Below are 11,092 nucleotides of genomic sequence, written 5' to 3' on the forward strand. Positions count from 1 at the left end.
CGGCAACGACGCCAATCGGCTCGCGACGGATGGTGACGTCGAGATCGGGCTTGTCGATCGGCACATGCGCGCCTTCGTGCTTGTCGGCCAGTCCGCCATAATAGCGGTAGTAGTCGCCGACATAGGCGATCTGGGCGCGGGTCTCGCGGATGATCTTGCCGGTGTCTCGTGTCTCGAGCTCGGCAAGGCGCCCGGCATTGGCGGCGACGAGGTCGCCGAGCTTGACCAGCAGCTTGCCACGCGCCGTCGCCGTCATCCTTCGCCATAGGTCTGAGCGCAGTGCGCGGTGCGCCGCCTCGACGGCACGGTCGACATCGGCTTCGCTCGCCGCCGGCATCTTCGCCCAGGCCGCCCCGGTCGACGGGTCGACGCTGTCGAAAGTGGCGGACGGTTCGTCGAAGCGGCCGTCGATGAAGTTCCTGAAGAGGGCGTCGGTCATGGGCTCGCGATCAGAGGAAGGCCGGCATCACCCGGTCGATGAACAGTTGCAGCGATTTCATCTTGCGCTTGTGCGAAAGGCCGCTGTCGATCCAGATCGAATACTGGTCGTAGCCGAGCGCCTCATAGTCCTTCAGCCGGGCGATGACCTCATCGGCCTCGCCAATCACCAGGTTCTGCCTGATCTTGTCGGGCGCGTATTGTGGCATGGCCGCGATCTCGTCCGGCGTCAGCAGCTCTAAAACGCCTTGATGCACCGGCTTCTTGTTCTGGAACCAGGCGCCGAACTGGCAATAGAAAGTCGACAGGTCCTGCGTGAGGCGATCGGCGTCGGCCGCGTCTTCGGCGACGAAGGTGTGCATCAAAAGCATGATTTCCGGCCGTTCGATCTCGGGATGCGCGGCGCATGCGGCGTTGAAGCGCTGCATCAGGCTCGTCACCTCCTCGTCGCCGGAAGCCAGCGGCGTCACCTGGACCTTGCAGCCATTGGCGACAGCGAAATCGTGCGAATTCGGGTCGCGGGCCGCCACCCAGATCGGCGGGTAGGGTTTCTGCAGCGGCTTGGGCGAGGAGGTGGTCGGCGGGAATTGCCAGAACTCGCCGGAGAGTTCGAAGTCGCCGTCCCAGAGGCCGCGGATCGCCGGTATGATCTCGCGCATGCGCTGGCCGGCGCCCCAGGCGTCGAGCCCCGGGAAGATACGCTGATATTCATAGCTGTAGGCGCCGCGCGCAATGCCGATGTCGAGCCGGCCGCCACTGATGACGTCGGCCATCGCGGCTTCGCCGGCAAGCTTGATCGGATGCCAGAAGGGCGCGATCACGGTTCCAGTGCCAAGGCGGATGTGGCTGGTTTTGGCCGCGAGATAGGCGATGTTGATGAAGGGATTGGGCGAGATGGTGAATTCCATGCCGTGATGCTCGCCGATCCAGGCGGTCTCGAACCCTGCCTGTTCGGCCATCAGGACCAGCTCCTCGAGCTCGGTCACAAGCTCGGAATGCGGCTTGGCCAAGTCCGACCGTTCCATGTGCACGAAGAGCGAGAATTTCATCGCTGGTCACCTGTGGTGGGTGCTGTGGAACCGGCGGTCCTGGCGAGCGGCCGGACCTCGCCTTCGACATCGTTGCCGACATAGACGCCGAATGCATCCACTGAGCATTCCTTGACATAGCGTGCGAGCATCGAGCGGATCGCCGGATCGGCGATCTTCAACTCCTCGATCGCGTGGATCTCGACCAGCCTGATGCCGCGATCGCTGGAAGCGGGCACGTCGAACGTGCCGCGATAGTAGACATGTGTGCGCGAAACATCTCTGGCATCGTCCCAGACGGCGAAAAGGAAGCCCAGCTTGGCCTCGATGGCCCTCGCGGCAAGCACCCCTCGCAGGCTTTTCCCATCGCCAGCCGCACCCAGACCTCGACCGCGCGGCAGTTCAAAACCATCCGCCGTCTCCAGGAACAGGATTCGGCCGCCATTCTCGAGGATGGCGCCGACATCGGTGCCGGGCTGGGTGGCTGCCAGCGCGTCCTGGCTGAGGCCGGGCGCGACATACGCGCCGCGGCAATAGCCGAGCGGCTGCGCGGAATTGTGCTCGAAATCGCGGACGCGGCCAATGAGGATTGAATGATCACCGGCATTGACCAGCCGCTCCATGTCGCAGTCGAAGGATGCGACGGAGCCGTCCAGCACGGGGCTGCCCGTTCGTCCCGGTCTCCAGGCAACGGCGGCGAACTTGTCGGCCGCTTTCGAGGCGAATATGCCGGACGCTGCCTTCTGATCCTCGTTGAGGACGTTGATGGCGAAGCTTTTCGATGTCGCAAAGACAGGATGGCCAACCGCCTTATGAGCGATGCAGACCAGCACCAAAGGTGGATCGAGCGACACCGAGGTGAAGGAGTTGGCGGTGAAGCCGCGCGGCTCGCCTTCGGGCCCGATGGTGGTGACGATGGTGACGCCGGTGAGGAAGGAACCCAGCGCACGGCGGAACTCGCTGCCGTCGAACCCGGTGTTCGCCGCGGCAGCGCTGTCTTGCTCGATCGCTTCGCCTTCTTTGAGGAAGTCGACGATATGGCGCGTCGTCAGGCCGGGATCCGCCACCGCCATCATATGCCGCTCGCCTGAGAGCACTGTGCAGCGGCCATGCGGCGCCAGCCGCGCCATCGCGGCCGACATTGCCGGCGAAGAATTCCTGTCCTCGGAACCGGTCATGAACAGGGCCGGTACGGCTAGCCTCGGCAGGCGGTCAGCGTGGTCGCTGTCGGCACGAGCGAACAGGCGATAGGTGCGAGCATAACCTTCCGGGTCGACGGCACCCAGTACGGCGGCCGTCTTCCGTGCAGCCGCCTCGAGCTCGACCGGCACCGGATCTCCGAACCAACGGGCAATGGTCTGTGCCGTGCCGGTCACCCCACTCTTGCCGGTAAGCGCCACCGCGCGCTGGCGAACAGCTTCGGCCAGTTCAGGTGGCCGCCGGAACACGGCATTCAGCGAGACGATGCGGCGGACGCGCTCGGCTGCGCGTAGCGCGAGTTCCTGGGCAACGAGCGCGCCCATCGAGTGGCCGATGACGGATACTTTGTCGAGGCCGAGATGGTCGAGCAGGCGAATGGCCTGATCAGCATAGTCGGCGAGTTCTGGGTTCTGCGGCGGCAGCGGCGACTGACCGTGGCCGAGCATGTCGATGGCGATGACGTCGAAGCTATCGGACATCCGCTCGATCTGCGGCTGCCAGATCGCGGCGTTCATACCAACGCCATGAATAAAAAGCACCGGTGCGCCCGCGCCGACACGGATGAAGCCGGTGCCGTCGGGCGCCGCACCCCGTCGAGCCCATGCCGATGCGGAAGCGTCAGCCATGCACGTCCCCAAGCTCTTTGAGGTCCTGGTAGCGGTCGCCGATTCGATGATGCGGGCGGCCGCCGATCGAGGCGCCGAGCGCCACAACCAGCTCGTCGGGCGCCGGTGCATCGCCGATCTGGAAATGCACGGTGAGGTAATGCGAGCGCCGCCCTTCGTCATTTTTGTCCATCAGCGGAATGATGATCGGGGTGTTGGGCCCGCCGCGCAGATTGGTGAAGGCAAGGTAGGTCTTGGCGCTTACGGCACGCCGATAGTGGTTGCCGAAGTGCAGCGTATGGATCAACGCCGACGCATGCTCGATCTCGCCCGACGTACCGCAGATGGCGGCCTTGCCATAGCCCTCGATAGCCTCGCCGGAACCGGCGGCGGCAACGATCTCATGGGTCAGGATCTCTCCCAGCACCGGCGCACAGGCTCGGATTTGGGGCGACAGATCGTCGGTGAAGCCGCGACCGGCCCAGGGATTGGTCAGCACCGCTGCGACGCCGATAAGGCGCAGCGGCCGGGGGGCGGCCTTGCCGCCTTCGATCAGCGTGTTCTCGGTATAGGTAACGATCTTACGAATGGCGGGCTGCATGGAATTCCTTGGGTAGGTGGTGCCTCGGGACATCCAATCCCGCTATCATCTTATGGTATACCATGCTATGGAGCGCCAAGTACCTTGTCAACCGGGCATCGAATCTGTTTTCGTAGCGGCGCAGGAGGCATGCATGCCAGACGACACGCTTCGCATCGACCGCAGCTCCAAGACCTTGAGGACGCTGGCGCTGGAGCGCATGCGCGAAGCGATCATGGATTTCCATTTCCAGCCTGGCGAAAGGCTTGTCGAACGGCCGCTTTGCGACCAGCTCGGCGTCAGCCGTTCCGTCGTGCGTGAGGTACTGCGGCAGCTGGAGGCAGAGGGGCTCGTGCAGATGATCCCTGGGCATGGGCCGGCCGTCGCCAGGCCGGACCTCGGCCGTACCGACGAGATCTACGAGCTTCGGGCTCTGCTTGAAGGCATCGCGGCCCGAGCCTGTGCCCTGTCGGCCACCGGCGAGCAGTTGGCAACGCTCGAAGGGGCGCTGGCGGATTTGTTCGATGCGTGGGCGTCGGCGACGCCGCCTGCGGTGATGCGGGCGACGACCAAATTCTACGAGGCACTGTTCGAGGCCGCCGACAAGCGTGTCGCCTGGGAAATCGTCTCCGGGCTGAATGTCCGCATCAACCAGCTTCGTTCGATGACAATCGTCTCGACCAACCGCCGCGAAGCGGCGATCGCCGAGATGAACGAGATAATGGATGCGATCCGCGCACACAAGCCGGAAGCGGCGGAAGCAGCAGCGCGGCGGCATGTCGAGTCCGCCTGGAAGATCGCCCGGAACACACTACGCGTCGATTGTCCTTAGTCTCACCACCAAATTCCAACAGAGCCGATCGCCCACGAATCGGGCTGCGTGCGGAAGCTTTACCTCACCTTAAGAATGCCGCAGCAACACCCTGCTCTATCCAGAGGGTGCCTCTGGGGCTCGTCGCGTGGAGCGAGCGGTTTTCTTCGCTACTTCGATTCTCAGGAAGCTAATCACGCGGCCTCTCTTGTGTCATCGTAGCTGACAGCAGCCTTCTCGAAAGCCAGATCACTCCGTCGAGCCCAGTTCCTCTCAGCATCGAGCAGCTCATTCTCCCCACTCAAGCCGTTCATGAACAGCCTGAGTACGTGCGCAGCCGTGCGCTCTCCCGCCCGCGAAGCAACAGGTACGCCGCGCTCTTTGCAGACCGTCTCACAAACACGGGCAAGCATCACAATGTCGCTCGGTTCTAAAAATCGACCTGGATACAACATACCGTCCTCTGTTGGAAAGCTACGTGAGCCTTTGATTACGCCAGGTCACCGGCAGCAACAATCAACTATGATAGCCTCCACCTCGACTGGGTCAGAAAATTTGAGTGGCCCTTCAGACGGTCGGGCATTGCGCACTCCGGATCGGAAGGTGCACGTCGATTTGCCGCGCGCGGAACTTACCAGACTCAAAGGACTGACCCTGGCGCCGCGGCATGCCCGTCGAGGTGTTCTTCTCGACCAGCAGCCGGCTGCGGCCTCGCCGCGTTCTTAACCTGATCTACGAATCGAGCAGCCGTTGCCGCCACATGCGCGCGGCAACCGTGCTTGCTCGGCCCACAGGTGATGCTGCCGTTGACGCAGACGCGGACGAGCAGCCCGACCTCATGTGCTCGACACAGGATTTGCTAAGCGCGGGGGGCCTTTTACCCGGGGCATGTCCAAAATAGAAGTCCTCTCCGACTCAGGTCGTCCTTGACATTTTGTTCCCTTTTTGTTCACTATGGCCATATATTCGGAGTCATTGCGAATGGACACATCATGACACTCTGCCTCGCCAAAGGAGCGACTTGATGCTGCTCACTGCATCACCCGTATGCAGCGCAAGGAGGAACCGCGATGGGAACGATGTACCCGGAGGCCGATGCCAAAGCCGAACTGCACTATGAAGCCGTGAAGCTTATCGCTCGCTACGATAGCCCGCTTGAGACCGTGAAGGCGTTAATGACCTACAACTGCGAACTAGAGACTCAGATACTCGCCATAGCCCACAGGCATCCGGGGATAGTCTCCATTGGCTATGATGATACGGGCCCTGTCGTGGGATGACTGGCGTGAACGTCGCAAACTGATCCAGCCCCGCCGCCCTACGGCGACGATAGTGGGATGAATGGAACGAGACATCTGAGGAAGCTTGTGCTGACACACTCGCGGCGCTCCGCACGGCAGGGCCAGGCCGGAGGGCGAAGTTGCCCAATACTGATCGGGTGCGACTTGGTATGACGATCCCTCGCGCGACCCGTCGGCTGGTTGAATTGTCCTCGGCGTGAGAGGAGAGCTTTTTAGCCATGCATGACCTTATCGCTTTCATTCAAAGCAACTCTTCGCTGGTGGCGGCTAACCCGCTGGCCTTTGCTACGTCTGCCGCGTTGTTCGGCGGCGGCGGATTTGCCGTGGGGCGCTATTTTCTTGCGGAGCGCATTGCCAATCTGGAAAGCCGGATTGCGCGGCGCGACGAGGAGATCACGGACCTGAAGGCCAAGCAGAAAGCACCGGAGCCGGAAGGCCCTGTGCCTCTATTCGAGATGACGGAGATTCTTCCCCCTGCGCCGCTCAACTTCAACCGGCTGTTGGTCCAGCGGAAAGACACCCTCCAGGTCAAATAGTTTACTCTCCCAACACAAAGCACCAGGCTGATCGTGGTCACGGCCTTCGACGGTCATGAGACCGGCGACCTGCAAACCGGCATGGCAGCCGACTGGGCAGAGCGATACGCACTGCGAGGAGACTGGCGGCAAGCATGCTGGCGTCATTGCGTGGTCGCGCGAGGGTAACCCTTCGGTGGGTGAGTATGGCGAGCCGACAACTCTGTTTGTAGGTGGCGACGTGCCGGACATGGAATAGCGTTCGCTTGGCCTGGGAGACCAAACAGGCATGACGACATGGGTTCATCTTGGCAGCTACTTTGAATGCGTTTCGGGATTTTCGGGGTTGGCATTTCGTCGGCGAGTGCAGCGATGCAAACGCGCATCGCGTAATCCACCTGCTTTGGAATGCGGGACAACGAAAAGATCAGACAAGAGTGCCAACCCCTACTCCACGATCTTCCAGTATGAGTCCTTGCGGATCACCTTTCCGTCACGAAATGTGTAGAAATCGCAACCTCGAACTTCCTTTCTTACGCCCTCGCGGGTGGTGCCGGTGAGGGTCCATTTCGACATGCCGGTGTTGGCAGCCTCGTCCGCAAAGTGCTGCCCATTGCCATAATGCACATCGGGCAAACCCTCAAATCGTCTCGCAAGCGCGTCTCGTACGCTGCGCTTGCCCTCGAAGCGCGTTCCCCAAGGCTCGGCTCCCCTTGGCATCTCCAGAACGCAGTCGTCGGCAAAGAACGCCATGATGCGACCGAGGTCGTGCGCGTTGAAGGCCTCGCACAGCTCCGTCAATGTGGTTCGAATGTCCATTCGCGAACGCCTCCTCGAAGTCGAAGTAGGTCACTGGCGGCGGATCCGGTCAAGTGTCCAGCGAGACTCCCTGGCCGTCACCACGATGGAGCGGGACTTCCGCCACTCACGCCTTCTTCGCAAACGCCCAGACCATCAGCGGGTATTCCTCGTCATTGCTCAGATCCCGCCACAGGCCGTAGGCGCGGACGGGGCCGCCGATATGGGCCCTGGCGCAGGCCTTGTTGCCCCAGCCGTGGACCTTGACGTTGGCTTCCGCGAAGCCGCCCTCGACCATCAGCTGCTTGAGGCCGGCCGGGGTCCATCGGTTGTAGTCGTGCGGCCTGGCGTGGACGCGAAACAGGAAAGGTGTTGCCACCATCGCCCAGCCGCCGGGCCGGGTCATGGCGTGGATGTTTTGCACTGCCGCGTGCGGCCGCCGCACATGTTCCAGCACCTGGTCGGCGATGACGATCGAATATTGCTCGTCGGTGCGATCCCTGCAGATGTCGAAGGCGGGGAAATCGACCGAGCGGTAATTGGGGCACATTGCCCGCCAATAGCGGTTCCAGCCGGGCGAGATCTCGATCACGTCGGCGGCCTTGCGGTTGCCGGCTTCGAGAAAGAGCGTGAACGCCTCGATCTGGCGGATACGCAGCCAGTTGCGCGAATCATAGCCAAGCAGCCGCTTGGCTGCCTGTTTGCCACGATTCTTCAGGGTGCCGGCAAGGCTCTCAGTCATAACGACCTCCAGAAACCCGCCGTCCTTGCTGGTAGCACTATGTTATGGGCAAAAGATGACAACGTAGCGCCGCCGCCGGCGGCGCGATCAGAAAAAATGTACGAGCAGGGCCACCGCCCCACAGTAGAGCTTCTGTTCCCATTGCCCACTTAGGATAAGGGATGGGCAGACTACCCTCTGCTTAATAATCGCCGTTGTAGTACCTGTCGTCGCACGGCGCCGTGTAGATGCGGCCGCGGCGGTCCTGGTAGCGGCACATCTGTTCGCCGCGCCGTTGCGGCGTAGTGGCCGAGCCGACGACGGCGCCGAGCAGGGCGCCGCCGGCGGCGCCGATGAGCGTGCTTTCGGTGTTGCCACCGATGGCCTGACCGACAAGGGCGCCGCCGGCGCCGCCGATCAGAGCGCCAGTTCCGGCCCGCTGCTGGCCTTCGGTCTGCGCGCACCCTGCCAGTGCTGCGGTCATCAGCACGGCGGCTATGACTTTGTGAAAGTTCATGTGAAGTCTCCCTTGAAGGCCTGAAATCCCTATGGTTCGTCCCGTGCGGCCGCAATGCGGCGGAACGGGGGCACGAGCCCTCACGATAAAAGACATGGTTTCTCGGGTGTTGATAGAAGCCCTGCCTGCTATTTTCCGAGCTTCTCGTTTTTATGGCGACAAGTCTCATTCGATACAAAGTGTCGATCAATGTGTAACGGGATTGAAGCCTCATACCGCTAGCGTTGCCGGTTCAAGCGGACGTTCAATCTGCCTTGTAGGCGTTGAAGGATGGAACAGGCGCACACAGTCCGTCGACCTGCTGTAGACGCACAGCGCGTGCGCGCAGCTCAATACGTGCGAATGTCCACTGACCACCAGAGCTACTCGATCGACAATCAGAAGGATGCAATCCGTGAATTCGCGGATGCGATGAACTACGACATTGTGGCCACATACGAGGACCCCGGTCGCAGCGGCTTGAACCTTGAAGGTCGCGCCGGCCTGCAAAGGCTGTTGGCGGATGTCGAAACGAAGAACGCGGATTTCGAAATCGTCATCGTCTACGACGTGAGTCGCTGGGGGCGATTCCCGAACCCCGATGAGAGTGCGTCGTACGAGTATCGGTGTCGCGTTGCCGGCGTGCGAATTGAATATTGTGGCGAACAGTTTACCAACGATGGCAGCATCGGATCAGACCTGCTCAAGGCGATAAAGCGCACGATGGCGGCCGAGCACAGTCGGGTGTTGTCGGTCAAGGTGTTTGCCGGCCAGTGCAGGCTCATTCAAATGGGATACCGGCAGGGAGGGTCGTCCGGCCTGGGCCTGAGGCGCCGGCTCATCGACCAGCATGGGCGCACAAAGACCATGCTCGCTCTCAAAGAGTACAAGAGCCTCCAGACGGATCGGGTCATCCTCGTGCCTGGACCACCTGATGAAATCGCGACGGTGCGCTGGATCTATGATGAATACGTGATGGCTGGTCGGACCGAGCTGCAGATTGCGCGGTCGTTGAATGCCAAGGGAGTGGTCACCGATCTCAATCGATCGTGGAAACGCGAATCCATTCATCAAATACTCAGCAACGAAAAATACGTGGGCAACAACGTCTGGAATCGGCAGTCTTTCAAACTCAAGCAAAGGAAGGTGACCAACGATACGACCCGATTGGTCCGCGCCGACGGCGCCTTTGAACCCATTGTGGACCGCAAGCTTTTCGACCGGGCTCAAGCCATAGCCGACGCCCGCTCATCTAAGATGAGCAACGATCAGATGTTGGTTGTGCTCGCCCAACTTCTGAAGAGGCGCGGTACCCTTTCAGGCCCGATGATTGACGCGGCGGCTGACTGTCCGCCGAGCAGCCGCTACAGGAAAAAATTCGGCAGTCTGCTGCGAGCCTACAAGCTCGTTGGATACGATCCGTCTCAGAACTATCGGTTTCTTGATATCAGAAGGCGGCTTCGTGAGGTCTTCGAAGAAGTCGTCCAAACGACAATAGCGACCATCGAGCGGGCGGGCGGATCTGCGGTGCGTCAGAGTGCTCTCGGCGTGCTTCGCGTCAACGATGAATTCACCGTAGCCATTGCGATGGGTCGCTGTCGGGCCACGCCATATGGCTATCCTCATTGGGTGGCCTCTGCGGAACGGGGTACCGCTGCGGACGTGAAAGTGGCCATCCGCATGAGCCCGGATAACCAGACGATCCTCGACTATCTGATAGCGCCAGCAAATGAGATTGGCGGGAAGCCCTTAAACTGCGCCTTGAACAAAAGGCTGGAATTCAACACTTTCTTCTACAAATCGCTGGATCCGCTGTTCGCCTTGGCCGAACGCGACGCCATCTCGGCCGCTCGCTGATGGTCACCGCCAACAGACCAATCTCGCTCCTGCGCCTGGACGCGATCAAGATCACCAACCCGCGTGCGCGAGGCAAAAAGTCCTTCCAGGACATTGTCGACAGCATCAAGAGCGTCGGCCTGAAGCGTCCCATCACGGTGACCACGAGGAATGTCGACGAAAGCGCTTTCACGCACGACCTGGTGTGCGGCCAGGGGCGGATCGAGGCCTTCAGGTTGCTTGGCCAGACCGAGATTCCCGCGTTTGTGATAGAGGCAACCAAGGCCGAGGCGCTGGTCAAAGGCTTGGTGGAAAATTGTGCTCGCCGGTATCATACCGCTTATGACCTGCTTCGCGACATCGGTCGGCTGAAAGAAAGCGGCTATTCCGACGTCGACATTGCAGCAAAGATCGGTCTTTCGACCGAATATGTCAGAGGGGTTGCACGCCTCCTGTCGCAAGGCGAACAGCGCCTTCTGCGGGCGGTCGACTCCGGCCAGATCCCGCTGTCGGTAGCAGTCGATATTTCCACCGCCGACGAGCCAGGGATTCAGGCCGTTCTTCAGCTTGCCTATCAAGAGAACCAACTGCGCGGTCATAAGCTTGTGATAGCGCGACGCCTGATTGAGAACCGCCGCAGGCGGGGGAAAGGCCTGGGAACGTTCCTGCCAGATCGCAGGAAGAATCCTTCAGCATCAGCGTTGATCAAGGCGTTCAAAGCGGACACGGACAGGAAACGCATTCTGGTCCGCAAAGCGGATGC

Annotated in this window: 12 protein-coding genes; 5 read left to right on the top strand and 7 right to left on the bottom strand. The window is 61.2% G+C overall.

Annotated features, from left to right (window positions below; genetic code table 11):
- The 4 genes from EN984_RS08340 to EN984_RS08355 all read right to left on the bottom strand — a co-directional run.
- Positions 1–439, bottom strand: a 439-nt coding sequence (locus tag EN984_RS08340) for an aldehyde dehydrogenase family protein (protein ID WP_127383697.1), incomplete at its 3' end; no start/stop codon positions are given.
- 10 nt (positions 440–449) lie between these two features.
- The gene (locus EN984_RS08345; protein ID WP_127268591.1) at positions 450–1,487 is read right to left on the bottom strand and encodes an LLM class flavin-dependent oxidoreductase; all 1,038 of its coding nucleotides are present in this window, start codon (positions 1,485–1,487) and stop codon (positions 450–452) included.
- Positions 1,484–3,292 carry an alpha/beta fold hydrolase gene (locus EN984_RS39360; protein ID WP_127268590.1) on the bottom strand — a complete coding sequence of 603 codons (1,809 nt, stop codon included), beginning with the start codon at positions 3,290–3,292 and terminating at the stop codon, positions 1,484–1,486. Before EN984_RS39360 ends, EN984_RS08345 begins: the two co-directional genes overlap by 4 nt.
- Positions 3,285–3,872 carry an amino acid synthesis family protein gene (locus EN984_RS08355; protein ID WP_127268589.1) on the bottom strand — a complete coding sequence of 196 codons (588 nt, stop codon included), beginning with the start codon at positions 3,870–3,872 and terminating at the stop codon, positions 3,285–3,287. The genes EN984_RS39360 and EN984_RS08355 overlap by 8 nt, the downstream gene beginning before the upstream one ends.
- 133 nt (positions 3,873–4,005) lie before the next feature.
- Here EN984_RS08355 and EN984_RS08360 point away from each other — a divergent pair, with 133 nt between their 5' ends.
- The 3 genes from EN984_RS08360 to EN984_RS08375 all read left to right on the top strand — a co-directional run bounded on the left by EN984_RS08360 (position 4,006) and on the right by EN984_RS08375 (position 6,499).
- Positions 4,006–4,683, top strand: coding sequence for a GntR family transcriptional regulator (locus tag EN984_RS08360; protein ID WP_127268588.1), 678 nt, complete (start codon positions 4,006–4,008; stop codon positions 4,681–4,683).
- Positions 4,684–5,732: 1,049 nt separating this feature from the next.
- Positions 5,733–5,942: a hypothetical protein gene (locus EN984_RS08370; RefSeq protein WP_127268586.1), complete on the top strand. Its 210-nt coding sequence runs from the start codon at positions 5,733–5,735 to the stop codon at positions 5,940–5,942.
- Between the two features lie 239 nt (positions 5,943–6,181).
- Positions 6,182–6,499, top strand: a complete 318-nt coding sequence (locus tag EN984_RS08375) for a hypothetical protein (protein ID WP_164748840.1) — start codon at positions 6,182–6,184, stop codon at positions 6,497–6,499.
- Between the two features lie 426 nt (positions 6,500–6,925).
- Here the strand turns inward: EN984_RS08375 and EN984_RS08385 are convergent, their stop codons facing one another.
- The 3 genes from EN984_RS08385 to EN984_RS08395 form a co-directional block, all read right to left on the bottom strand.
- A complete protein-coding gene (locus tag EN984_RS08385; protein ID WP_127266855.1) occupies positions 6,926–7,297 on the bottom strand; it encodes a nuclear transport factor 2 family protein in 372 nt (123 codons plus the stop codon).
- 106 nt (positions 7,298–7,403) lie between these two features.
- Positions 7,404–8,018: a methyltransferase domain-containing protein gene (locus EN984_RS08390; RefSeq protein WP_127266854.1), complete on the bottom strand. Its 615-nt coding sequence runs from the start codon at positions 8,016–8,018 to the stop codon at positions 7,404–7,406.
- Positions 8,019–8,199: 181 nt separating this feature from the next.
- Complete coding sequence (locus EN984_RS08395) at positions 8,200–8,514, bottom strand: YMGG-like glycine zipper-containing protein (RefSeq protein ID WP_127266853.1); 315 nt, start codon at positions 8,512–8,514, stop codon at positions 8,200–8,202.
- Between the two features lie 270 nt (positions 8,515–8,784).
- On the opposite strand from EN984_RS08395, the gene EN984_RS08400 reads away from it, so the two are divergent.
- On the top strand, positions 8,785–10,350 hold the full coding sequence (locus EN984_RS08400; RefSeq protein ID WP_236383537.1) for a recombinase family protein: 1,566 nt from the start codon (positions 8,785–8,787) through the stop codon (positions 10,348–10,350).
- Positions 10,350–11,092 (top strand): plasmid partitioning protein RepB C-terminal domain-containing protein (locus EN984_RS08405; RefSeq protein ID WP_127383698.1); only part of this gene is annotated, 743 nt, incomplete at its 3' end. The genes EN984_RS08400 and EN984_RS08405, both read left to right, overlap by 1 nt.

This window comes from Mesorhizobium sp. M7A.F.Ca.CA.004.12.1.1, from assembly GCF_003997835.1.
Classification (GTDB): domain Bacteria; phylum Pseudomonadota; class Alphaproteobacteria; order Rhizobiales; family Rhizobiaceae; genus Mesorhizobium.

Coding starts and splice junctions, on each gene's coding strand:
- EN984_RS08385 (WP_127266855.1), bottom strand. CDS start 7,297: ATGGACATTCGAACCACATTGACGGAGCTGTGCGAGGCCTTCAACGCG.
- EN984_RS08390 (WP_127266854.1), bottom strand. CDS start 8,018: ATGACTGAGAGCCTTGCCGGCACCCTGAAGAATCGTGGCAAACAGGCA.
- EN984_RS08375 (WP_164748840.1), top strand. CDS start 6,182: ATGCATGACCTTATCGCTTTCATTCAAAGCAACTCTTCGCTGGTGGCG.
- EN984_RS08360 (WP_127268588.1), top strand. CDS start 4,006: ATGCCAGACGACACGCTTCGCATCGACCGCAGCTCCAAGACCTTGAGG.
- EN984_RS08370 (WP_127268586.1), top strand. CDS start 5,733: ATGGGAACGATGTACCCGGAGGCCGATGCCAAAGCCGAACTGCACTAT.
- EN984_RS08345 (WP_127268591.1), bottom strand. CDS start 1,487: ATGAAATTCTCGCTCTTCGTGCACATGGAACGGTCGGACTTGGCCAAG.
- EN984_RS08355 (WP_127268589.1), bottom strand. CDS start 3,872: ATGCAGCCCGCCATTCGTAAGATCGTTACCTATACCGAGAACACGCTG.
- EN984_RS39360 (WP_127268590.1), bottom strand. CDS start 3,292: ATGGCTGACGCTTCCGCATCGGCATGGGCTCGACGGGGTGCGGCGCCC.
- EN984_RS08400 (WP_236383537.1), top strand. CDS start 8,785: ATGGAACAGGCGCACACAGTCCGTCGACCTGCTGTAGACGCACAGCGC.
- EN984_RS08395 (WP_127266853.1), bottom strand. CDS start 8,514: ATGAACTTTCACAAAGTCATAGCCGCCGTGCTGATGACCGCAGCACTG.